General features: G+C 72.4%; 18 protein-coding genes and 1 riboswitch. Of the genes, 5 read left to right on the top strand and 13 right to left on the bottom strand.

Annotation, left to right across the window (positions count from 1 at the left end):
- Window positions 1–137: 137 nt before the first annotated feature.
- The gene (locus AN216_RS21235; RefSeq protein WP_070198315.1) at window positions 138–698 is read right to left on the bottom strand and encodes a DUF2165 domain-containing protein; all 561 of its coding nucleotides are present in this window, start codon (window positions 696–698) and stop codon (window positions 138–140) included.
- Between the two features lie 1,411 nt (window positions 699–2,109).
- On the opposite strand from AN216_RS21235, the gene AN216_RS21230 reads away from it, so the two are divergent.
- Entirely contained in the window at window positions 2,110–2,793 is a 684-nt protein-coding gene (locus tag AN216_RS21230; RefSeq protein WP_079166811.1) for a SigE family RNA polymerase sigma factor, read from the top strand.
- A 450-nt stretch (window positions 2,794–3,243) separates the two neighbouring features.
- Here AN216_RS21230 and nhaC read toward each other — a convergent pair whose 3' ends face one another.
- Complete coding sequence (nhaC, locus tag AN216_RS21220; protein WP_070198313.1) at window positions 3,244–4,719, bottom strand: Na+/H+ antiporter NhaC; 1,476 nt, start codon at window positions 4,717–4,719, stop codon at window positions 3,244–3,246.
- Between the two features lie 42 nt (window positions 4,720–4,761).
- Complete coding sequence (locus AN216_RS21215; RefSeq protein WP_170843183.1) at window positions 4,762–5,931, bottom strand: trans-sulfuration enzyme family protein; 1,170 nt, start codon at window positions 5,929–5,931, stop codon at window positions 4,762–4,764.
- Window positions 5,932–6,126: 195 nt separating this feature from the next.
- On the opposite strand from AN216_RS21215, the gene AN216_RS21210 reads away from it, so the two are divergent.
- A complete protein-coding gene (locus AN216_RS21210) occupies window positions 6,127–6,975 on the top strand; it encodes a FadR/GntR family transcriptional regulator (protein WP_244502568.1) in 849 nt (282 codons plus the stop codon).
- A gap of 6 nt (window positions 6,976–6,981) precedes the next feature.
- Here the strand turns inward: AN216_RS21210 and AN216_RS21205 are convergent, their stop codons facing one another.
- The 10 genes from AN216_RS21205 to AN216_RS21160 form a co-directional block, all read right to left on the bottom strand.
- Window positions 6,982–7,479, bottom strand: coding sequence for a hypothetical protein (locus tag AN216_RS21205; protein WP_070198312.1), 498 nt, complete (start codon window positions 7,477–7,479; stop codon window positions 6,982–6,984).
- 120 nt (window positions 7,480–7,599) lie between these two features.
- Complete coding sequence (locus AN216_RS21200; RefSeq protein ID WP_070198311.1) at window positions 7,600–9,288, bottom strand: ABC transporter ATP-binding protein; 1,689 nt, start codon at window positions 9,286–9,288, stop codon at window positions 7,600–7,602.
- Window positions 9,285–10,121, bottom strand: coding sequence for an ABC transporter permease (locus tag AN216_RS21195; RefSeq protein WP_070198310.1), 837 nt, complete (start codon window positions 10,119–10,121; stop codon window positions 9,285–9,287). Before AN216_RS21195 ends, AN216_RS21200 begins: the two co-directional genes overlap by 4 nt.
- Window positions 10,118–11,065 (bottom strand): ABC transporter permease, encoded by a 948-nt coding sequence (locus tag AN216_RS21190; RefSeq protein ID WP_070198309.1) that lies wholly within the window; start codon window positions 11,063–11,065, stop codon window positions 10,118–10,120. The genes AN216_RS21195 and AN216_RS21190 overlap by 4 nt, the downstream gene beginning before the upstream one ends.
- 1 nt (window position 11,066) lies before the next feature.
- Window positions 11,067–12,662: an ABC transporter substrate-binding protein gene (locus AN216_RS21185; RefSeq protein WP_170843182.1), complete on the bottom strand. Its 1,596-nt coding sequence runs from the start codon at window positions 12,660–12,662 to the stop codon at window positions 11,067–11,069.
- Between the two features lie 105 nt (window positions 12,663–12,767).
- On the bottom strand, window positions 12,768–13,541 hold the full coding sequence (gene cobF, locus AN216_RS21180) for a precorrin-6A synthase (deacetylating) (protein ID WP_070198307.1): 774 nt from the start codon (window positions 13,539–13,541) through the stop codon (window positions 12,768–12,770).
- On the bottom strand, window positions 13,538–17,152 hold the full coding sequence (cobN, locus tag AN216_RS21175) for a cobaltochelatase subunit CobN (protein ID WP_070198306.1): 3,615 nt from the start codon (window positions 17,150–17,152) through the stop codon (window positions 13,538–13,540). The genes cobF and cobN overlap by 4 nt, the downstream gene beginning before the upstream one ends.
- 163 nt (window positions 17,153–17,315) lie before the next feature.
- Entirely contained in the window at window positions 17,316–18,077 is a 762-nt protein-coding gene (locus tag AN216_RS21170; RefSeq protein WP_070198305.1) for an ABC transporter ATP-binding protein, read from the bottom strand.
- On the bottom strand, window positions 18,074–19,108 hold the full coding sequence (locus AN216_RS21165; protein WP_244502567.1) for a FecCD family ABC transporter permease: 1,035 nt from the start codon (window positions 19,106–19,108) through the stop codon (window positions 18,074–18,076). Before AN216_RS21165 ends, AN216_RS21170 begins: the two co-directional genes overlap by 4 nt.
- Window positions 19,109–19,170: 62 nt before the next feature.
- The gene (locus AN216_RS21160; protein ID WP_070198303.1) at window positions 19,171–20,175 is read right to left on the bottom strand and encodes an ABC transporter substrate-binding protein; all 1,005 of its coding nucleotides are present in this window, start codon (window positions 20,173–20,175) and stop codon (window positions 19,171–19,173) included.
- A 54-nt stretch (window positions 20,176–20,229) separates the two neighbouring features.
- Window positions 20,230–20,410: riboswitch (cobalamin riboswitch) on the bottom strand.
- A 53-nt stretch (window positions 20,411–20,463) separates the two neighbouring features.
- On the opposite strand from AN216_RS21160, the gene AN216_RS21155 reads away from it, so the two are divergent.
- The 3 genes from AN216_RS21155 to AN216_RS21145 all read left to right on the top strand — a co-directional run.
- Window positions 20,464–21,360 carry a sulfite reductase subunit beta gene (locus tag AN216_RS21155; protein WP_070198302.1) on the top strand — a complete coding sequence of 299 codons (897 nt, stop codon included), beginning with the start codon at window positions 20,464–20,466 and terminating at the stop codon, window positions 21,358–21,360.
- On the top strand, window positions 21,357–22,022 hold the full coding sequence (locus AN216_RS21150) for a precorrin-8X methylmutase (RefSeq protein ID WP_070198301.1): 666 nt from the start codon (window positions 21,357–21,359) through the stop codon (window positions 22,020–22,022). Before AN216_RS21155 ends, AN216_RS21150 begins: the two co-directional genes overlap by 4 nt.
- On the top strand, window positions 22,019–22,814 hold a 796-nt coding region (locus tag AN216_RS21145; protein WP_070198300.1), incomplete at its 3' end, for a precorrin-2 C(20)-methyltransferase. The genes AN216_RS21150 and AN216_RS21145, both read left to right, overlap by 4 nt.

Here is a 22,814-nt window from a genome sequence, read left to right as displayed (position 1 = left end):
CCAGCGGGAGCTGAGCCCGGAGAGCGACGAAAGGCCACCCGGTCGCGGATTCATCGGGTGGCCTTTCGTACGGCGCGGGGAGTGGATCCCGGTGGATCAGCGAGCGCCAACCCTTGGTCGTACGCGAGCCCGCGGACTCACGGCTGATCCGGCTTCCGCAGTGCCGGCAGGTGGATCACCACCAGCACCAGTCCCGCGACCACGACGTTGCGGAGGGCCGCGTCCAGACCGTTCCAGTCGGACGACTGCCACATCGCGAACCACTCGCCCCCGATGCCGATGAAGCCCAGTCCGAACAGCAACAGCAGCATCACCAGACCCAGCGTGCTCGCCCGCCGCGGCCGTTCGTACGCGTTCCGGCCCTCGCGCACCGCCTGCGCCCAGAGCCAGGTCGCCGCCAGCAGGAGGAGCGCTGACACCGTCTCCCAGACGATGATCGCCACATACACGGCGTCCTGCAGGGTCCGCGACTCGATCGCGCGCCACATGAGGTCCTCGTCCCTGAACGTGGTGTCCATCGCGAGCACATGCTGCACGAATTGCCGATTGGTGCCGAAGTCGGTGATGTTGCCGAACGCCACCAGCGCGACGTAGACGGCCACGGTCCCGGTCAGCGCGGTCGCCGCGACGGGCAGCGTGCCCAGCGCGAGGACCCGGTGTGACCAGCCGCCCCTCGCAGGTGACTTGCCGCCTGACATACACCCTCCCTGTGCTCCGCGCCTGCGTCTCCTCCCACGCCTGCACCGTGCACGCATCCTGTCGTGTTCCCCGGCCACGGCGCCAGGCATGTATCGGCATCCTGCCGGCGAGGTCCGAGCGGACGCGCGTGGGGCCACTGTTGACCACCGTGAAATGTGTGCGCTGACGCTGAGCCGGTGACCGCGGATTTTTCCCGAGTCCTTCTGCAACCCCGGAGCGGGACATGCGTCGTGTCAGGTGAAGGCGCCTTCCTGTCGAGGGTCTTCGGCACGGAAGCCGCCCGTGCCGCAGGACCGCCGTGTCGTACGCCAACCGGCGTGACCAACTACCTTCGGAGTCACCTCGTGTCCCATCAGCACGCTCGCCCGCCCGAGTCACACCGTCGTAAGCGGACCTGGATTCTGAGCTCCACCGCGGGCGCCGTTCTGCTCCTCGGCGGTGGCGTGGCCGCTGCTCAGGCCGGTGCGGACGAGCGCCCGGACAAGCCCACACCGACCGCTTCCGCACCGGCACCCGAGAAAACGGATCACCCAACGCCCGAGGAACCGGAACGCGCAACACCCAGCCCAGCACCCGAGAAAACGGATCACGCAACACCCGAGAAAACAGAACGCGCAACACCCAGCCCAGCACCCGAGAAAACGGATCACGCAACACCCGAGAAAACAGAACGCGCAACACCCAGCCCAGCACCCGAGAAAACGGATCACGCAACACCCGAGAAAACAGAACGCGCAACACCCAGCCCAGCACCCGAGAAAACGGATCACGCAACACCCGAGAAAACAGAACGCGCAACACCCAGCCCAGCACCCGAGAAAACGGATCACGCAACACCCGAGAAAACAGAACGCGCAACACCCAGCCCAGCACCCGAGAAAACGGATCACGCAACACCCGAGAAAACAGAACGCGCAACACCCAGCCCAGCACCCGAGAAAACGGATCACGCAACACCCGAGAAAACAGAACGCGCAACACCCAGCCCAGCACCCGAGAAAACGGATCACGCAACACCCGAGAAAACAGAACGCGCAACACCCAGCCCAGCACCCGAGAAAACGGATCACGCAACACCCGAGAAAACAGAACGCGCAACACCCAGCCCAGCACCCGAGAAAACGGATCACGCAACACCCGAGAAAACAGAACGCGCAACACCCAGCCCAGCACCCGAGAAAACGGATCACGCAACACCCGAGAAAACAGAACGCGCAACACCCAGCCCAGCACCCGAGAAAACGGATCACCCAACACCGACCAGTCCGCGGCTCCGGCCGAGCAGCTGAGCGACCCGACCGGTGAGGGCCGGAGCCACGGGGGTTCCGACCCTCACCACCATGCCCAGGACCCGGGGTCACGCGGGATGGGCGGGGAAGCGTGAACTGTCAGATGAGGAAGACGAGATACATGAGGCTCGCTTTCGTCTCGCCAGAGGCTCCGTCGCGCTACGCGACCCCGCTCGGGTGGTTCGGCCAGCGCCGCCGGTCACGTACGACCGCCACCAGGGCGGCGGGGTCGGTACCGTACCGATCGCCGTCCGGGGGAGGCCAGGCGAAGCCACGGCCGTGGCTCATGGCTTCGCGGGATGAGGCGGGCGGAGAGCCGCCTCCCACTCTCGACGATCTCTATCGGGCCCGACGACTCGACATGGTCCGGCTGGCGGTCTTCCTCGTCGATGATCGGCACACGGCCGAGGACGTCGTCCAGGACGCCTTCGCCGCCGTGTGCCGTCGACACGGCACCGCACTGGACGATCTGAACGACGCCGCGGCCTACCTGCGCACCGCCGTGGTCAACGCCGCGCGCTCGGTACTGCGTCGACGACGTACGCGCCGTGAGCACACCCCGCCGCACGAACCGGACCAGGCGTCCGTCGACGAGGCGATCCTGCTCGCCGAGGAGCACCGGGAGGTGCTTGCGGCGCTGGCGCGCCTGACGAGGCGTCAGCGCGAGGTGCTGGTGTTGCGGTACTGGTCGGAGCTGACGGAGGCCGAGATCGCGCACACCCTCGGGCTGTCCCGCGGTGCGGTCAAGTCCACCGCGAGCAGGGCGCTGGACGCGCTGGAGAAGTTGCTGGAGGAGGACCGTTGACCCCGCCCCGCCCGCGCGAGCCGTCCGAATTCAACGGGCAGCAGGGTCACCGCGCCGTGGAGGCGCGGCTTCAGGCGGCGCTCCGGGCGCGCGCCGAACTCGTCACTCCGCGGTCGCTGAGCCCCGGCGCACCGCCGACCGGCGACGTACGTACGCCGCGCCGAGCCCGGCGTACGGTGTTCGCGGTCGCCGCGGCCGTCGCCGCGGTGTTGGTGCTCGGATACCTCCTGCTCCCGGACGGTCCCCTACGGACGGATCGGACGCCGCCGGCACGTGTGCCCGAGGTCTCGGAGAGTCCGCCCTCCTCGAGTCCGCCCTTCTCGCCATCCCCGTCGCCGTCGTCGCCTCCCGGGAGCGGGGATCCCAGCTTCGCCTCGCCCTCCGGGCCGTCTTCGCCCTGGGCGCCGCGGCCCCCGGCCGGTTCGCCGGAGCGGGGCGTGGCCCCGTAGGTCAGTTCCGGGCCGGTTCGCCGTCGGGCTCCGGCGCCATGCGGCGGATGCCGAAGTCGCGGGTGAGGGGCGAGAGCCAGGCCAGCAGCGCGCTGAAGGCGATGCCGGTCCAGCAGAAGACGGCCCAGGGCAGGAAGTCGAAGTTCGCCACGCCCAGCGTTCCGGCGAAGAAGGCACCGGAGACGGTCCAGGGCATGAGGACTTCGGTGATGGTGATCGAGTCCTCCATGCTCCGCGAGAGGTTGACCGGGTGCAGCTTCCGCTTACGGAAGGCCTCGCCGTAGAGGTCGTTCACGAGGAAGAAGGTGACCAGGGCGTTCGAGGTGCCGTTGATGACGGCGAAGCCGGAGAGCAGTGTGGCGGTCACGAGGCTGCCGGTGGAGCGCAGCTTCTCGATCAGCTTGCTGAGCAGCAGTCGGGGCACGCCGGAGTTCTCCAGTGCCGCGGCGAAGAAGAACGCGCAGAAGACGAAGAACGCCGATTCGTACATCGAGTGCAGGCCACCGCGGTTGAGCAGCTCGGTGAGGGGGTCCGAGACGTCCTCGGGCAGCATGCCGGTGGTGAAACCGGAGACGGCGGCGTCGAAGGCGTCGGCGACGCTGGAGCCCTGGACGAGCACGGCGAGGACGACGGCGGTCATCGAGGACACGAAGAGCACGATCAGCGGCGGCTTGCGCAGGATCGAGCCGACGAGGACCACGGCCGGCGGCAGGAGCAGCACGGGGTGCAGCGTGAAGAGGCCCTCCACCTCGTCAACGGTGCGGTCGATGACGCCGAGGTCGACCGACCCGGCGTCGATGGAGAGTCCGGCGATCAGGAACACCACGAGGGCGACGACCGACGAGGGCACCGCCGTGTACAGCATGTGGCGGATGTGCTCGTAGATGTTGGCGCCGGCCGCGAGGGAGCTGATGTTGGTGGTGTCGGAGAGGGGTGAGAGCTTGTCCCCGAAGTAGGCGCCGGAGACCACGGCGCCGGCGGTGATCGCCAACGACACGTCCATCGTGGAGGCGACGCCGATCAGCGCGACCCCGACCGTGCCGGCCGCGCCCCAGGACGTGCCGGTGAACGTCGCCACGATGGCGGTGACGACGAAGGCGAGGGCGTACAGGTAGGACGGGTCGATGAGTCGGAGACCGTAGTCGACCATCAGCGGGACGGTGCCGGCGATCATCCAGGTGCCGATCAGTATCCCGATGCTCAGCAGGATGAGGATGCCCGGCAGGGCCCGCTTGATCTTCTCGCCCATGTCGGCGAGGACCTCGTCCAGGCTGCTGCCCTGCCAGACGGCGAAGAGCGTGAACACGATCGCCGCGCACACGAGCATCAGCTCCGCTGGGAACTCCAGGATCCCGATCCCGCCGACGAGGATCGCCACGGTGGCGAGCACCGGGAGCAGCGCCACCGCGACCCGGGGCTCCGGGCGGGCACGCCCCTCCGCCTCCTCGGTCGATGCCGTGTCCTGTCGAGACGTCACTGTTTACTCCCCGGCATGGGTGGTGGTGTCCTGTGGCAGCGGTCAGCCGTCAGCGGGTTCTCCCGTACGGTCCGCGAGGCGGGCGAATCCCCGGTCGAGATCCGCGATTTGGCTACGTACGTCCTCCAGCCCCACGGAGATCCGGACGAGGGCGGAGGCCGGGTCGTCGGTGGGGCGCAGCGGCGAGGTCACGAGGCTCTCGTAACCGCCCCAGCTCGGGCCGATCCGAAAGAGCTCCAGGGCGTCCACGAAACGGGCGACCCGGGCGAACGTGCCGTCCCGCAGTTCGAAGCTGAGCAGTCCGGAGAAGCCGCTGAACTGGGCCGTGATCAGTTCCTCGGCGGGGTCGTGGTCGGCGTACGGGTGGTGGACGGCGACGACCTCGGGCTGTGCGCGCAGGTGGTCGATGACACGCAGGGCGTTGCGCTGGTGCTCCTCCATCCGCACCGGCAGGGTCCGCAGTCCGCGCAGGACGAGGGACGCCTCCATGGCGGACATGACCGCGCCGAAGAGCTGGTGGCCCTGGTAGAAGACCTCGCGGAGGGTGTCCCGGGAGCCGATCACCGCGCCGCCGAGGACGTCGCTGTGCCCGCCGACGTACTTGGTCAGCGAGTGCACGACGAGGTCCACGCCGGCCGCGAGCGGCTTCTGGAAGAGCGGCGTGGACCAGGTGTTGTCCATGACCGTACGGATGCCGTGGCGTCGCGCGACGGTGGTCAGCGCGGGGACGTCCAGGACCTTCATCAGCATGGTGCCCGGGCTCTCGAGGTAGATGAGCGCCGTGTCGTCCCGGATGTGCGCCTCGATGTCGGCGGTCGGTTCGGTGAGGACGGTGTGCCGGATGCCGAACCGCTCGAGGTGTGCCGCGAGTTCGGTGGTGGGGCCGTAGATGGTGTTGACGAAGAGCACGTGGTCGCCGCCGCGCAGCAGGCCGGCGAGTACGGCGCCGATCGCCCCCATGCCGGAGGCGAAGCACTTCGCGGCCTCACCGCCCTCGAGCAGGGCGAGACGTTCCTCGAGGAAGGCCACCGTCGGGTTGGTGCCGCGGCTGTAGACGAAGTTCTCGTGCTCGGCGGCCTGCTGCCGTACGAACTCCTCGAAGGACGGCTTGGCGAAGAGGCTCGTCTGGTAGATGGGCGGCGCCACGGCACCCGGACCAGCGCCCGGGCCGTCCCACGCGCCCATGCAGATCTGCCGGTCGGTGTCGTTCACCTGAGCCCTCCGTCGCGGACGTGCCTGCGAACCGGTGGGATTCCACGCACCACCGGCGAGGGGAAGCTTGTAATATAAGCTGCTAAGCGGTCAAGGGTTTCGGTCAAGGACTACGTTCAGCGACTGTCCGTATCCGCGCCGCCCGGGCCCCTTAGGATCACGTGCGAAGGCCGATTCGACGGAGAGGCGAACGCATTGGGAGGCACGCGGGAGGGAGCGTCCGCACGACAGCCGGCGGAGCGGGAGGCGATGCGCGCCCGGCCGCGCTCACTGACCAGCCAGGTCGTGGAGTTCATCGAGGAGCTGTGCGTCGGCCCGGACGTCACCCCAGGTGATCAACTGCCCCCGGAGGGCGAGCTGGCGACCCGGTTCGGGGTGAGCCGGGTGGTGCTCCGAGAGGCGATGAAGACCCTCGAGGCACGCGGTCTGGTGCAGCGCCGCCAGGGCAAGCCCGCCGTCGTCGCCTCACCGAACGCCCTGCCGGTGGAGAAGTTCGTCGCGTTCGCCGTCCTGCGCGACAAGCGCGCCCTGATGGAGTTCACCGAGATCCGCAAGGCCCTCGAGGTGCACGGCGCCCGGCTCGCCGCGCAGCGGATCGCCGGCCCGGAGGAGCCGCAGACCCGGCCGTACGTCGCCCGGGCCCGCGAGGCGATCGCCGAACAGCGCGCCGACCCGCTCGACATGCGCAACCGGCTGCGCACGGACTTCGCCTTCCACCAGGCGCTGGTGGCGGCGGCGGGCAACGCCAGCCTGACCCAGATACTTGACGCCCTGGAGCGCTCACTGGCCGAGAGCCGAGAGGAGAGCCACCGGCGGTACCTCGCCAGCGGCGCTGATCCCGCCGGTTCGGCCACCGAGCACGAGGTGCTGCTCGACGCCGTGCTGACCGGTGATCCCGCGCACGCGGTCGCGGCGATGGAACACCACCTCCAGGTCACGCTGCGGGAGATCGAGAGCCGGCCCGAGGGGGACGAGGCCGACCAGGACAAGACCCACCGGGACGGGACCGACCAGGACGGGACCCACCGGGACACGGCCAGCTAGACACACCTACCCGAAGTGGAAGAGGACGCTCTCGCCCCGCTCAGCGACCGCGAGCACGAACGCGCGGAACTCCTCGAACTCCTCCTCGAGCGCCCAGCCCGGTTCGTCCGGCCCCTCGCAGACGTCCTCGAACCGTACGGCGCGCAACCAGTCGGCCAACTCGGCGAGGTGCTCGGGTTCCAGGACCATGGCCTGGCTGCCGGCCTCGCCGTCCGGACCGTCGGCGTCCGGACCGTCGGCGTCCGCACCGTAGCTCCAGTCCAGGTCGACGGAGCGGTCGATCATGAACACCTCCACCGGAGCGTCGAAGAGCAGGTCCTCCCACTCCAGGAAGGAGAACCCCTCGACGAAGAACGCGCGCCGCCGCAGGCTGAGACCCGAGGTCGGGGGGATCTCGTCGCCCTCGGGGACCTCCAGCAGCAGCCGCGTGGCGTATGACGCGTCCCGCCGGGACCGGGCCAGCTCTGCTTCCGTGACACCTCGGAAGTTCGCGACAGCGCCCATGGGTCGACCTCCGCGGATGTGGGGAGGTGGGGGGAAAGCGCGCGCCGGCACGGCCGGTGCTCAGCGGCAACACAGCATGCCACGGTGACCCGTCAATCGTGAGCCGCCTCCCGTGGACGTTCATCCGCCGCGTGCGGGGCGATCGGCACCACCGGGCCCGGGCTCCGGCTCCCCGGACCACACGATGGGCGGCAGCTCGTCCACGGGCCCTCGGCGTACGCACCGGCCCCCGTCGAACCATGCGGCCTCTGCCGCCAACGCCCGTACGACCGGCGCGTCGTGACTGATGATCAGGAGTGCCGTCCGGTCGGGGACCAGCATCCGGGGCAGCGCCTCGATGAGTCGTTCCCGGGACACGGTGTCCAGCGCCGAGGTCACCTCGTCGCACACCAGCAGTGCCGGGCGCGCCGTCAGTGCCCGGACCAGCGCGCAGCGTTGGAGCTGCCCGCCGGAGAGCCGGTCGGGGGTGCGAAGCAGCAGCGCCTCGTCGAGGCCCAGCACACCGGCTAGGTCCTTCGCCTCGGCTGCCGCCTCCTCCGCCCGTAGTCCCCGCAGCAGCCGTGCGGTGTCCGCGAGTTGCTCACGCAGCGGGCGGCGTTCCGCGAAGGAGTCGGCGCTGGTCTGGTGCACGTACTGGACCGCACGGCGTTGTGCGGCCGTACGTCGGTCGACACGGCGCGGCAGCGGGCCGCCGTCCATCCGTACGTCGCCCTGGGACGGGGTGGTCAGCCCGGCCAGCACCCGGGCGAACGTGGTCTTGCCCGAGCCTGACGGGCCGAGCAGCGCGGTCCTGCTGCCGGGCGGGAACGCCATCGACACCGGACCCGCGAGTGGGTCACCGGCCCGTCGGCGTACGACGATTCCCCGGGCGACGACCCCGCGGGGGCCCTCCGGAGCGGAGGTCGTGCCGTCGTTGCCCGCCGTGCCCGGGGTTACCGCCTGGCCCGCCCTGGTACGCCGCTCGGCGGCGAGTAGCTCCCGGGTGGCCGGATGCCGGTCGGCCGAGGGCTCGACGGTGGACCGTCGAGCGTGCGGCGCGCGGGCCCCTGGGTCGGGGTCGGCGCCGCCCCCGCCGAGGACGGTCGCCGTCGGACCGGCGTCCACCGCCCGGCCGTGCTCCAGGACGGTGACCCGATCGGCCGTGTCCCGTACGAGCGGCAGGTCATGGCTGAGCAGCAGTACGCCCGCGCCACCGTCCGCGAGCGTTCGCACCGTACGACCGAGGGCGTGCGCGAGCGCCGGGTCCAGGCCGCTCGTGGGCTCGTCCAGCACCAGCAGCCGGGCGCCGGTGACGAGGGCGCAGGCCAAGGCCAGACGCTGCTGCTGCCCGCCGGAGAGCTGGTGCGGGAAGCGGCGCCGTATCGCGTCCGGGTCCAGGCCGGCGGCGGCGAGAGCGCGGCGAACGGCCTCCTTCCGCCCGGCCCGGTCGGCGTGCCCGAGAGCGGCCAGTTCGGTCAGCACGCCGCCGACCCGGCGGACCGGGTCCAGCACCGTCGCCGGATGCTGGGGCAGTTGTGCCGCGCGCCCCGCCCGGGCCGCGGGACGCCGTGCCGGTTCCAGAAGCAGCAGGTCCGTGCCGGCGAGCACGGCCTGTCCGGTCAGCCGTACGCCGTGCCGGGAGGCGCCGAGCGCCGCCAGGCCGAGCGTGGTCTTGCCGCTGCCCGAGGGCCCGATGACGGCGGTGACGGAGCCGGCGGGCACGGCCAGTTCGATCCCCTCGAGTAGCGGCCGCTCCGTCCCCTCGGCGTGTGCGGACAGGTCTTGGATCGCCAGCGGCGGCGTGTCCAACGGCGTTCGGGCGGCGGTCATCGGGTGCTCCGTTGTCGTGCGAGCACGTGGTCCACCAGCAGGTTGCCGCCGACGCACAGCGCCGTCAGCAGCCCGGCGGGCACCAGCACCGCGGCCGGCTGGGTGAACAACGCGTCGCTGTTGCGCTCGATCAGCACGGCCCAGTCCGGAGAAGCGGCCGGCAGGCCCAACCCCAGGAAGTTGGCTGATGCCAGCAGGTACAGCACCACGGCGAATCGGCTGCCCGTGTCGGTGGCCAGTGGCGCGGCCAACTCGCGTGGCAGATAGCGCAGATGGATGTACGCCCAGCCGTGCCCCTGCATCCGGAGCGCCTCGACGACCGTCCTGGTGCCCGGGGCCAGCACGGCACCGCGTACGACGCGCGCGATCGCCGGTACCTGAAGCGACCCGGCGGCCGTCACCAGCCAGTACCAGTCGCGGTGTCCCGACACGGCCAGGACCATCAGCACCAGCAGTCCGGGAAGGGCGAGCAGCAGGTCCAACGCGCGCATCACCGCCTCGTCGAGGCCGCGCCGCGGACCCGCGGCCAGCAGCCCCAGCGGCACTCCGCCGGCCATACCGATCAGCAGCGCGCCCAACACGCCGCCCAGCACGGAGGCGCCGCCGTGCAGCACGAGCCACAGCATGTCGCGCCCCAGGACGTCCGTACCGAGCGGGTGCTCCGCGCCGGGCGGCTGGGACGGCAACGCGCCCTCCGTCCACGGCCCGCTCGGCCCCCACCACGGCCCCAGCACGGCGGCCAGCACCGGCACGCCGAACAGCGCCAGGGCGGTCCACGAAGGCCGCCGTCCCCGCTCGCCGCCGGCGGCCCCGGTCCGCCACCGTACGGTCACGCCGTCACCTCCCGGCGCGGTGCCAGCCGGTACGCGGCCAGGTCGGCGGCCAGATTCACCGCGACGGTGACGCCGGCGAACAGGAGCGCGTACGCCTGCACCTGGGGAAGATCCCGGTTCTGCACCGCCTCTACGAAGCCGCTGCCCAGCCCGCGGAGGCCGAACACCGCCTCCACCAGTACGGCGCCGCCCAGCATGCCCTCCACGCACCGGGCGTACTGCTGCACCGCGGGTCCCAGGGCGCCCGGCAGTACATGGCGCAGTACGACCGTCCGCTCCCGCATCCCCAGCAGCCGCAGATGCGTGGCGACGGTTCCGTGCCGCCCGGCCGCCACGCCGACTCGGACCTGGCGCGTCAGGTCGCACAGATGCCGGGCGGTCAACACGCTGACCGGCAGCACCAGCACGGCCGGCTGTGCCAGTAGCGCGGCCGTGTCCATGCCCACGGCGGTGGCCGGCAGCAGCCCGGCCGCCAGCGACACGGCGGCGACCAGCAGCAGCCCGAGCACGAACTCCGGTACGGCGTGCAGGAGTACGGCCGCGGAGTTCAGCGCCCGGTCGAGGCGGCTGCCCTCCCGCAGCCCCGAGACCGTGCCCAGCAGCGGCGCCAGCGCCGTGACCAGCACCAGCGCGGGCACGCCCAGCAGCGCCGTCACGCCGATGCGGCGGCCGAGGTCCTCGGCCACCGGCGTCCCGGTCATCAGGGAGTTCCCCAGGTCCCCGGCGCACAGGCCGCCGAGCCAGTGCCAGAAGCGGGCCCAGGCCGGCTCGTCCAGCCCCAGTTGGGTACGCAGCGCCGCTACCTGCGCAGGCGTACCGTGCTCGCCGCGCAGCACGTCGGCGGTGTCGCCGGGCAGCAGGGAGCCGAGCGCGAACACCGCGACCAGCACCATCAGGCACTGGAGTACCGCCAGCAGCGACCGCCGCAGGACGTAGCCGCGCATCTCAGCCGAGACGGACCCGGTCGAACCGCGCCCAGTCGTGCGAGTTCGGCGGCGCGGCGCGCAGCCCCCGCACCTCGGCGGCGATGCCGTCGTTGGCGTCCGAGAACGCCCACACCAGCAGGCCGGACTCGTCGCGTGCGATCCGCTGGGCGCGGGCGAGCAGGGCCAGCCGGTCCTCCTCGGCACGCGTGCGGCGGGCGCGGTCCAGCAGTTCGTCGAACTTCTTCGAGGAGTACTGCGTCTGGTTCCGGGCCGCGCCACCCCGCACCCGCTGCTGGAGGAAGTCCGAAACGGGCAGTGTGGAGGTGGTGTTGAAGGCGGCGACGCCCTCCGTCCTGATCTCGCTGAAGTACGTGCTCGAGGCACGGACGTGGGACTTCAGCCGTAGTCCGACCTCCTTGAGCTGCCGTGCCATCAGCTCGGCGGCCGGCTCCCACGCGGCGTCCACGGAGCTGGTCTCCACGGTGATCTCCAGGCCGTCCGCACCCGCCTCCCGGACGAGTCTCCGCGCCTCGTCGACGTCCCGTTCGCGTGGCTTCAGGTCGTCCGGGTAGCCGCGCAGGCCCATGCCGAACAGGTCGTCGCCCACCTCGCCGTGTCCGGCCAGCGCGACCCGGACCAACGCCTCCCGGTCGATGCCCAGCTGCACCGCCCGCACCAGCCGAGGGTCGTCGAACGGCTTTCGGCCGGTGCGCAGCAGTAGCTGCTGAGCGGTGGCCCGCTTCACCGTCAGCAGCTCCTTCGAGCCCTCCTGTCTCAACCGGTCCGCGGAGGCTCCGGCCAGGTCGGCGGCGTAGTGGACCTGGCCGGACAGCAGCGCGTTGAGCCGCGCCGACTCCTCGTTCGCGGGGACGATCTCCAGCTCCTGGATGCGCGGAGCACCGTCCCAGTGGTCCGCCCAGCGCCGGAAGCGGGCGGGGCCGCCGGGCTCGAACGACACATACGTGAACGGGCCGGAGCCGACGGGCTCCCGGAAGTCCCTCGTCCCCTCCGGGAGGATCTCGGTACCGGGTCCGGCGAAGGCGGTCGGGAACTCGAAGTTCGGGGCCTTGAGCACGAAGGTGAGCGAACGCCTCCCCTCCGCCGCGCTGGCGGTGAAGTCGATCGCCGACAGCAGTTCCTGCGAGGGCGACCCGATGTCCGGGTCAGCGGCACGGCGGTAGCTGTAGAGGACGTCCTTCGCGGTGACCGGCTTCCCGTCGTGGAACTCGGCCGCACGTAGCCGTACGCGCCACCGGGTACCCGAGGCGTCGCTCTCCCAGGACTCCGCGAGGCGCTTCCGCACGGACATGTCGTCGGCGTAGCCGCCGAGCGTGTCGTACAACGCCTTGGCCCGCACCTGGTCGACGAAGTTCGGCGCCACGTGCGGGTCCAGGGTCTCCTGCGAGCCGCCGACCGTGAAAGCCGCGCGGAAGCGGTCGCCACCTCCACCACCCGTCCCGTCGCCGCAGCCGGCGAGCAGGCCGGACGCGGCCAGCGCGAGGCCGCCGCCCGCGGCCAGTACGCCTCGCCTGCCCGGCTCCGGGCGGTGCTCCGCTGCCGGACGGTGCTCCACTGCCGGGCGGTGCGGCGGTTGCGTACGCGCGCGTGTTGCCACGATTGCTCCTCTCCGGGGCGTCGCGGGCCGTCCTGGGGAGTCGGTCGGACTCTCCCCGGGAGCCCCGCGCCCCTGTCGTCGGACTCGTCGGGACCGCGACGGTGCTCACGACCGCCGCAGCAGATACGTGTCCATCACCCAGCCACGCGCCCGGCGTGCCTCTTCGCGCTCCCGCTGGACCCGGTCGATCACCTCGCTCAGCCGGCCGGCGACCAGCTTCTCGTCCGCGCTGCCGAGGTTGGCGCCCCACCACAGCTGCCAGGCGTCCGGGTCGGGCAGCTCACGGCAGGCGAGCGCCCCGTCCAGGAGTACGACGAGGTTGTCGCCCTGGGCCACGTTGGTCGCCCCGGCGTCGGTCAGCAGCCGACGGCCGGTCGTGAGGGTGACCGGGCCGCCGACGGTGTTGAGCACCAGCCCATGCCGGGCGGCCAGCAGTTGGACGCTGCTCAGCCCCGGCACCACCTCCACCCGCAGGTCGACGGCTCCGCGCTCCACCAGCCGGTCGGCCAGCCGGATCGCCGAGTCGTAGAGCGTCGGATCGCCCCATACGAGGATCGCCGCGTCACCCTCGTTCGCCAGCAGCGCCCGCTCGAAGGCCACCGCCCGGGCCTCGTGCCAGTCGCGTACCGCCGCGCCGTAGTCGGCGGGGGCGTCGCGGTCCCGCTCCGGGTCGGCGACCCGTACGACCCGCCAGCCGTCCGGGACGTGGCGAGCGCAGATCTCCGCGCGCATCGCGAGGAGGTCGGCGGTGCCCGGATGCCGCTCGGTCTTGTCGGCCACCAGGAAGTAGTCGACCTCGCGCAGCACCCGGGCCGCCTGCGCGGTCACCAACTCCGGGTCGCCGGGGCCCAGTCCGACGAGTGCGAGGCGCCGGGTCACCGGTCGTCCTCCAGGTCCCCCTCGAGTTCGAGGTAGACGGCCGCCATCTCGGCCAGCAGCTCGGGGTCCGGCTCGGCCCACAGGCCGCGCTCGGCCGCCTCGTTCAGCCGCTCGACGATGCCGCGCAGTGCCCAGGGGTTGGCCCGGCGCAGGAACTCCTGGTTGGTCGCGTCCTGGACGTACTCCCGGGCCAGCGACTCGTACATCCAGTCGTGCACGACACCGGCGGTCGCGTCGAAACCGAAGAGGTAGTCGACCGTGGCGGCCAGCTCGAACGCGCCCTTGTAGCCGTGTCGCCGCATGGCGGCGAGCCAGCGCGGGTTGACGACGCGGGAGCGGAAGACCCTGCTGGTCTCCTCCTGGAGGGTACGGGTGCGTACGGCGTCCGGCGTGGTCGAGTCGCCGACGTACGCCGTGGGTTCGGTCCCGGTCAGCGCGCGCACCGTGGCGATCATGCCGCCGTGGTACTGGAAGTAGTCGTCGGAGTCGGCGATGTCGTGTTCGCGCGAGTCGATGTTCTTCGCCGCCACCGCGATCCGCCGGTAGTTCGCGCGCATGTCCTCGCTGGCCGCGGCTCCGTCGAGCCCACGGCCGTACGCGAAGCCGCCCCAGGCGGTGTACACCTCGGCGAGGTCGGCGTCGTCGCGCCAGGTGCCGGAGTCGATGGCCTGCAGGAGGCCCGCGCCGTACGAGCCGGGCTTGGAGCCGAAGATCCGGGTGGTGGCCCGTCGCGCGTCGCCGTGCTCGGCGAGGTCGGCGCGGGCGTGAGCGCGGACGTGGTTGTGCTCGTCCGGCTCGTCCAGCTCGGCGACCATCCGTACGGCGTCGTCCAGCAGGTCGATGACGTGCGGGAACGCGTCCCGGAAGAAGCCCGAGATGCGTACGGTGACATCGACCCGGGGGCGGCCCAGCTCGGCCGGCTCGATCACCTCCAGGCCGTTGACCCGGCGGGACGCGGCGTCCCAAGTGGGGCGCACGCCGAGCAGCGCGAGCGCCTCGGCGATGTCGTCGCCGGAGGTCCGCATCGCGGAGGTGCCCCACACGGACAGGCCGACCGAGCGCGGATAGTCGCCGGTCTCCTCGCGGTGCCGGGCGAGCAGCGAGTCCGCCATCGCGACGCCGGTCTCCCAGGCGAGCGCGGACGGGACGGCGCGCGGGTCGACGGTGTAGAAGTTACGGCCGGTCGGCAGCACATTGACCAGCCCGCGCAGCGGCGAGCCGGACGGACCGGCCGGGATGAAGCGGCCGTCCAGCGCGCGCAGCACGTTGGTCAGCTCGTCGCTCGTCGCCGCGAGCCGGGGCACCACCTGCTCGGCGGCGAACCGCAACACCGCACGCACCGTCGGATCGTCGTGCAGCCGGTCGGCCGCCGCCACCTCCCAGTCGGCCCGCTCCATGCCCTCCACCAGCGCCCGTGCCTCCGCCTCGACGGTGTCGTGCAGCGCGGTCGAGGCGTCCTCGGTGAGGCCGAGCGCCGTACGCAGCCCGGGCAGCGCCCGCTGCTGGCCACCCCACATCTGGCCGGCGCGCAGCACCGCGAGCACCAGGTTGACCCGGGCCTCGCCGGTCGGCGACTGGCCCAGCACGTGCAGACCGTCCCGGATCTGGACGTCCTTGATCTCGCACAGCCAGCCGTCGACGTGCAGCAGGAAGTCGTCGAACTCCTCGTCGTCAGGCCGTTCCTCCAGGCCGAGGTCCTGGTGCAGGTGGGCGGCCTGTAGGAGGGTCCAGATCTGGGCGCGGACCGCCGGCAGCTTCGCCGGGTCCATGGCGGCGATGTTGGCGTGCTCGTCGAGGAGTTGCTCCAGCTTGGCGATGTCGCCGTAGCCCTCGGCACGCGCCATCGGCGGCACCAGGTGGTCGATGATCGTGGCGTGCGCGCGACGCTTCGCCTGGGCGCCCTCGCCGGGGTCGTTGACCAGGAACGGGTAGACCAGCGGCAGGTTCCCGAGCGCCGCGTCGGTGGCGCAACCGGCCGACAGCGCGGCGTTCTTGCCGGGCAGCCACTCCAGCGAGCCGTGCTTGCCGAGGTGTACCACCGCGTCGGCGCCGAAGCCGTGCTCCAACCACCGGTAGGCGGCGAGGTAGTGGTGCGAGGGCGGCATGTCCGGGTCGTGGTAGATCGCCACCGGGTTCTCGCCGAAGCCGCGCGGCGGCTGGATGAGCACGACGACGTTCCCCGCTCGCAGGCTGGCCAGCACGATCTCGCCCGCGTCGTCGACGAACAGCGAGCCGGGCGCCTCGCCCCAGGTCTCGGTCATGGCCTCGCGCAGCTCGGCGGGCAGGTCGGCCGTCCAGCGCAGGTAGTCCTCGCGGGTGATCCGTACATGTGACTCGTCGAGTTGGGCCTGGGTCAGCCACTCCTCGTCCTGGCCGCCGGCCTCGATGAGCGCGTGGATGAGGGCGTTGCCCGCCGTGGTGTCCGGGTCCTCGCCGTCCACCGGGGACACCGGGCCGAGGCCCGGTAGCTCGCCGGGCTCGCCGAGGTCGTAGCCGGCGTCCCGCATCGCGCGCAGGAGGCGGATCGCCGAGACGGGGGTGTCGAGGCCGACGGCGTTGCCGACCCGACTGTGCTTGGTCGGGTACGCCGACAGTACGAGCGCGATCCGGCGCTCGGCGGGCGGCACCCGGCGCAGCCGGGCGTGGTTGGCGGCGATGCCCGCGACCCTGGCGCAGCGCTCGGGGTCCGTCTCGTAACGCGGCAGGCCGTCGGCGTCGATCTCCTTGAAGGAGAACGGCGCGGTGATGAGCCGGCCGTCGAACTCGGGGATGGCGATCTGGGTGGCGGAGTCGAGCGGGGTGACGCCGTCCTCGGAGCGTTCCCACTCCGCGCGGCTGGAGGTGAGAGTGAGGGCCTGTAGCACGGGGATGTCCAGGGCACGGAGCCGTTCGACGTCCCACGCCTCGTCGTCGCCGCCGGCGCTGGCGGTGGCGGGTTGGGCTCCACCGGCGGCGAGCACCGTGACGACGAGGGCGTCCAGGGTGGCGAGTTCCTCGTACAGCGCGTCGGGCGCGGAGCGCAGCGAGGAGACGTAGAGGGGGACGCCCACGGCCCTGCCGGTCGCGTCCACGGCGTCGGCGAGGGCGTGCGCGAAGGCGTTGTTGCCACTGACCTCGTGCGCACGGTAGTAGAGGACACCCACCCGGGGCAGCTCCGGGGAGCCGGGGTCGGGTGCCGGGTGCTGTCGGGTGACGCCCCACTCGGGCAGCGTGGCGGGGGAGTCGAAGCCCTCGCCGGTGAGCAGCACGGTGTCGGAGAGGAAGGCGTGCAGTTGGCGGAGGTTCTCCGGCCCGCCCTCGGCGAGGTAGACATGGGCCTGCGCGCAGACCCCGATGGGGACGGTGGAACACTCCATCAGCGCCGCGTTCGGGGTGCGTTCGCCACCGAGCACCACCAGCGGGCGGCCCGCCGCGCGCACCCGGTCGACCAGGTCCCGGACGTCCTCGGGCGAGCCGAGGACCCGCAGCACCACGAGGTCGGCCTCGGCGCTCAGCGCGTCGCGCGCCTCGTCGGCGAGCCGGACGGGGTTGGCGTAGGCGTAGTCCGCGCCGCTGGCGCGGGCGGACAGCAGGTCGGTGTCCGAGGTGGACATCAGGGCGATACGGGGCATGCTCGCTCTCCTTCGGTGACACGGGGACTGGTTCGCGCGCGGGAGACCGCCTCGCGCGGGTTGGGTCACACGGGGCTGCCTCGCGGGAGCCCGGGCGCGGGGCTGCCTCGCGGGAGCCCGGGCACGGCACGACGGCGGCGGGTTCGCGCGTACGCGGATACGTTCACCGGTGCCACACCACCGTGACCCGGCCGGCGCTCCGGTGCCGCTCCACCTCGGCGGTCACGCCGTAGACCCGGGCCACGAGCCCGCTGTCGAGCACCTCCTCGACGGGTCCGCTGGCGGCGACCCGGCCCTCGTCGAGGACGACGAGCCGGTCACAGTACGCCGCCGCCAGATCCAGGTCGTGCAGCGCGGCGACGGTGGTCACGCCGAGCCGCCGTACCGTACGCAGCAGGTCCAGCTGGTGGCCCAGGTCGAGATGGTTCGTGGGCTCGTCCAGCAGGAGCACGGACGGCTGCTGGGCGAGCGAGCGCGCGAGCTGGACTCGTTGGCGCTCGCCACCGGAGAGGGTGTTCCAGCCGCGCTCGGCCAGTTCCTGGACATGCGCCGCGGCCATCGCCTCGTCCACCACGGACGCCGCCGGATCGGCCGCTCCGGGCCAGCGGCCCCGGTACGGAATCCGGCCCAGCTCGACCACCTGACGCGCGGTGAGCGGCAGCGAGGTGGCGGCCTGCTGCTCCAACAGGGCCACCAGTCGGGCGCGTTCCCGGGCGGGGAGGGTGGCGACCTCGCGTTCGCCGAGCAGCACCCGGCCGTGGGCGGGCCGGTGCAGCCCGGCCAGCAACAGCAACAGACTCGTCTTCCCCGACCCGTTGGGCCCGATGAGGCCGGTGACCGCACCCTCGGGCATCTCGGCGGTGACGCTGTCGAGGACGGTCTGTCCACCGCGTATCCAGGTCACGTCCTGTGCGCCGACCCTCATGTCGACCTCCCCTCGCGGCGCAGCAGCCAGGCGAAGACCGGCGCGCCGACGACCGCCGTGAGGACGCCGATCGGGATCTCCTGCCCGTCCACCAGGGAACGGGCGAGGGTGTCGGCGACCACCAGCAAGAACGCGCCGGCGAGCGCGCTGAGGGGGAGCAGCCGCCGATGCGTCGGGCCGCACACCAGACGCACCAGGTGGGGCACGACGAGGCCGACGAACCCGATGGCGCCGGTGAACGACACCAGCCCGGCGGTGACCAGCGCGGTGACCAGTAGCAGGGTCCAGCGCGTCGCCCGTACGTTCACGCCGAGGGAACCGGCGGCGGACTCACCGAAGGCGAAGGCGTCCAGGGCCGAGGTGTACGCCATGATCAGCACGAAGGCCACGGCGACGATCGCCAGGAGCGTGACCGCGCCCGTCCAGCGCACCCCGGCGAGCGAGCCGAGGGTCCAGTTCAGGACGCGGCGGGCGGCGTCGTGGTCGCCGCTCATGATGACGATGAACGAGGTGTAGGCCGCGCAGATCTGTCCCACCGCGGCCCCGGCAAGCACGACCCGGGCGGGCGGCAGCGCGCCGGTGCGTCCGGCCGCCAGCCCCAACACGAGGACGAGCGCCCCCAACGCGCCGGCGAACGCGCCGGCACCGACCCCGACGGCGCCCACGCCCGCCACCGAGACGCCCAGCACCAGGACGCTCACCGCGCCGACGGCCGCGCCCCCGGATATGCCCAACAGGTACGGCTCGGCCAGGTCGTTGCGGGTCAGGGACTGCAACACCGCACCGCAGAGGGCCAGCCCCGCCCCGGTGGCGGCGGCGCCCAGCACCCGCGGCATGCGCAACTGCCACACGATCCGGTCGTCGAAGACCGAGACGTCCAGGCCCGCTCCGAACCGGCGCGCCACCACCTCCGCGACGACGGTCGGGTCGATCCGTACCGACCCCACGCCCAGCGCGAGCAGCATCGCCGCGGCCAGTGCGAGCGCCAGCAGCGGGTACGGCGCCCAGCCCGCCCGCATACGTCCCCGCATCCGTCCCGGCGTGCGCGCCAGGGGCGCTGACCCGCGAGCCGGCCGGGTCTCCAACTCGGCCGTCACCGCGGCAGGTCGAGCGCGCCGAGCTGCTCGGCCACGGACCTCGCGCCGTCGACGAGACGCACTCCGGGAGTGGATTCCGAGTACGCGACGGTGACGAACCGTTCCTCGCGCACCGCCCGCAGCTTCGACAGCGCCTCGTCGCTCTTCAGCCGCTCGATCTTGTCCTCGGCCGTGGACCACTCGGCGTCCGCCAACACGATGACGTCCGGGTCCGCGGCCACCACGTCCTCCCAACTCACGTCGGCCCAGCCGCCCTCGACATCCGCGAAGACGTTCGTGGCGCCGACCGCGTCCAGCACGAGCTGCGGACCGCCCTCGCCGGCGCCCGCGAACGCGGTCTTGGTCCCGGAGTCGAACCAGAAAGCCTCCAGGCCCTCGCCGGCCCGCTCCTTACGCAGCTGGGCCAGTCGCTCCCGCTGCCGCTCGCGAATCTTCCGGGCCCGCTCCGGCACCCCGAAGACCTCGGCGACCTCCCGGATCTCCCGCCAGACGACGTCGAAGGTGACCTCCTTCGGAGCCGCGCCGTCGCCGCAGCCGTACGGCGAGACGTACGTGCCGGCGCCGTACTCGTGCAGGGTCCCGCGGTCGCCGGCCGCCTCGTCGTCGAAGGCCGAGACGTACGAGGCGTAGACGAGGTCCGGTCTCGCCTCCAGGACGGTCTCGTGGTCCGGATACTCCTCGGCGAGCACCGGCACCGACTCGTAGGCGTCCCGCCAGCGTTTCGGCACCGAATCGTCGAGGTAGGCCGTGCCGGCGAGCTGGTTCTCGACGCCCAGCGCCAACGCCACCTCGGTGGCGCCCTGGTTCATCGTCACCGCGCGCTTCGGCGGGCCGTCGAGCGTGGACGTGACGCCACAGCTGGCCACCCTCACCGGGTAGTCCGCCGACGAGGCGGCCTCGTCGGCGGCACCGGAATCCGCGTCGGGGGCACCCGCGCAGGAGGACAGCAGCAAGACCACCGCCACCGGGACGGTGACGGACAGCAACCGAGCAGACGCCATGACGCTCTTTCGTCCGGAGGCTCGTACGCGAAGCCTGTGGCGGGCAGTTGACGCAGACGGGGTCTGCGGCCAGCAGGTCTTCGGACTCGGAATCAACCGGACGGGGCGCCTTCCCGGGCCTCTGGACCCAGTGGCTTCGTGCTCCGCCCGTCACCCTCACCGCTGCGCGTCAGTCCCGGAATCGCACCGGGTTCCCTGGCTCATGCTGAGTTTGACTGGCACCGGCACCGTAGCACCGTTGTCGGAAGCGGCGGCAGGGCGCCGGGACGGCACTGGCATGATGGCGCGATGCCTGAGCGAACCCGCCGTGACCTGTGCCCCGGTCTGCTGCGCCCCTGGTCAGCGGCCGACGGGGCGCTGGTACGGCTGCGTCTTCCCGGCGGCACGGTGGCGCCGGAGGCACTGGCGGCGCTGCTGCGGATCGCGGAGCGGCACGGCGACGGCGTGGTCCATCTCACCAGCCGGGCCAACGTGCAGCTGCGCGGACTCCCCCAGGTGGAGGACGGGTTGCCCGGGAACGTCGTACGCGCCGTCCTGGCCACCGGGCTGCTGCCCTCCACCAGCCACGAGCGGGTGCGCAACATCATGGCCTCGCCGCTGACCGGGCGGGCCGGCGGACGTGCGGACCTGCGGCCGGTCGTCCGGCGCCTCGACGGGCTGCTCTGTGCGGAGCCCCGACTCGCCGCGCTGGCCGGCCGGTTCCTCTTCGTGCTGGACGACGGCCGGGGCGACCTCCTGGAGCGGGACCTGGACCTGGGACTCGTCGCGCTGGACGGGGCGTACGCCCAGCCGCGTGCCGGCCGGGACGCCTGGGGGCCGGTGGTGCCGCTCGAGGAGGCGGCGGTGAGGCTGGTCACACTCGCGACGGCGTTCGTCGAACGGGCCGGCGCCACCGCCCGCTCGCCCTGGCATGTCGACGAACTGGCCGGCGAGGGCGCGGCGTTGCTGGACCCGCCGGCGCCACGACATGCCGGCACCCGGGTCGGTGCCGGGACCCGGGTCGGTGCCGGGCAACCGCCCCTTGGCAGGATCACGCAGCGGGACGGTCGTACGGCGCTGCACCTCGCGGTGCCCGACGGCCGTCTCGACGCCCGTCTGCTGGACGAGCTGAGTGCCCGGTCGCCACGCGAGTTGGTCGTGACACCGTGGCGCACCGTCGTTGTCCCCGACCTGGAGAACACATGAGCCTCGCGCCGCCCGCCCGCCGGTACGCGTACGCCACCGACGGCGCCGCGATCTACGCCGACTCGTTCGCCACCATCCGCGCCGAGGCACCGCTGTCCACGGTGCCGGCGAGCGCGGAGAAGGTGGCGGTGCGGATGGTCCACGCCTGCGGACAGCCCGACCTCGCCGCCGACCTGGCAGTCCACCCGGAGCTGGTCGGCGCCGCCCGCGCGGCCCTGGAGGCGGGGGCCCCGATCCTCACCGACGCGCACATGGTGGCCTCCGGCGTCACCCGCTCCCGCCTCCCGCGCGACAACGAGGTCCGCTGCCACCTGCGCGACGAGCGGGTCCCCGAGCTGGCGAGGGCCTGGGGCACCACCCGGTCGGCCGCCGCGGTCTCGCTGTGGACCGATCACCTGGCGGGGTCGGTCGTCGCGATCGGCAACGCCCCCACCGCCCTGTTCCACCTGCTGGAGCTGCTGCGGGACGGCGCGCCCCGCCCGGCCGCCGTCATCGGGGTGCCGGTCGGCTTCATCGGGGCCGCCGAGTCCAAGCAGGCGCTGATCGACCTCGCGACGGACCAGCCCGGCCTGGACATCCCGTACCTCGCCGTACGGGGCCGCCGTGGTGGCTCGGCGATGGCCGCGTCCGCGCTGAACGCCCTGGCCAGGGAGGCGGAGTGACCGGCGAGCTGTACGGCGTGGGCGTCGGGCCCGGAGACCCCGAGCTGGTCACCCTGAAGGCAGCCCGGCTCATCGGCGCCGCCGACGTCGTCGCCTACCACGCGGGGGTCGGCAAGCGGTCCAACGCCCGGCGCATCGCGGCCGGTCTGCTGCCGCCGGGCGTCGTCGAGGAGGAGCTGGTCTACCCGGTCACGACGCAGTCGACCGACCACCCGGGCGGCTACGCCGGCGCGATGGCCGACTTCTACGCCGAGTGCGCGACGCGGCTGCGCGCCCATCTGGCGGCCGGCCGGGACGTCGTCGTCCTCGCGGAGGGCGACCCGATGTTCTACGGCTCGTTCATGTACCTGCACGACCGGCTCGCCGAGGAGTTCACCACCCATGTGGTGCCCGGCGTGCCCGCGTTCGCGGCGGCCACCGCCACGACGGCGCTGCCGCTCGTACGCCAGACGGACACGCTGACCGTGCTGCCCGGCACGCTGCCCGAGCCCGAACTCGCCCGCCGGCTCGCGGACACCGACGGCGCTGTGATCATGAAGCTGGGCCGTACGTTCGGCAAGGTCCGCTCCGCGCTGGAGCAGGCCGGCCGGCTCGACGGGTCCTGGTACGTCGAGCGGGCGTCCACCGAGGTGGAGTGCGTACGGCCGGTGGCCGAGGTGGCGCCTCAGGACACGCCGTACTTCTCGGTGGTGCTGGTGCCCGGCGACGCGAGATCGGGCGTGGCCCGGTACGACCGCCCCGACGCGACCACCCACGACGGGGGGTCGGCCGCCGCCTCCACGGGCGACGAGG

The sequence above is a fragment of the Streptomyces oceani genome (assembly GCF_001751245.1).
Classification (GTDB): Bacteria; Actinomycetota; Actinomycetes; order Streptomycetales; family Streptomycetaceae; genus Streptomyces; species Streptomyces oceani.
Note: the sequence above shows the minus strand (reverse complement) of the source record. Positions and strands in the feature narration are given on the sequence as shown.

Bases quoted from the DNA above. Each gene is read 5' to 3' on its own strand.
- AN216_RS21235 (WP_070198315.1), bottom strand. From the start codon at position 698: ATGTCAGGCGGCAAGTCACCTGCGAGGGGCGGCTGGTCACACCGGGTC.
- AN216_RS21230 (WP_079166811.1), top strand. From the start codon at position 2,110: ATGAGGCTCGCTTTCGTCTCGCCAGAGGCTCCGTCGCGCTACGCGACC.
- AN216_RS21205 (WP_070198312.1), bottom strand. From the start codon at position 7,479: ATGGGCGCTGTCGCGAACTTCCGAGGTGTCACGGAAGCAGAGCTGGCC.
- AN216_RS21200 (WP_070198311.1), bottom strand. From the start codon at position 9,288: ATGACCGCCGCCCGAACGCCGTTGGACACGCCGCCGCTGGCGATCCAA.
- AN216_RS21190 (WP_070198309.1), bottom strand. From the start codon at position 11,065: ATGCGCGGCTACGTCCTGCGGCGGTCGCTGCTGGCGGTACTCCAGTGC.
- cobN (WP_070198306.1), bottom strand. From the start codon at position 17,152: ATGCCCCGTATCGCCCTGATGTCCACCTCGGACACCGACCTGCTGTCC.
- AN216_RS21170 (WP_070198305.1), bottom strand. From the start codon at position 18,077: ATGAGGGTCGGCGCACAGGACGTGACCTGGATACGCGGTGGACAGACC.
- AN216_RS21165 (WP_244502567.1), bottom strand. From the start codon at position 19,108: ATGCGGGGACGTATGCGGGCGGGCTGGGCGCCGTACCCGCTGCTGGCG.
- AN216_RS21160 (WP_070198303.1), bottom strand. From the start codon at position 20,175: ATGGCGTCTGCTCGGTTGCTGTCCGTCACCGTCCCGGTGGCGGTGGTC.
- AN216_RS21155 (WP_070198302.1), top strand. From the start codon at position 20,464: ATGCCTGAGCGAACCCGCCGTGACCTGTGCCCCGGTCTGCTGCGCCCC.
- AN216_RS21150 (WP_070198301.1), top strand. From the start codon at position 21,357: ATGAGCCTCGCGCCGCCCGCCCGCCGGTACGCGTACGCCACCGACGGC.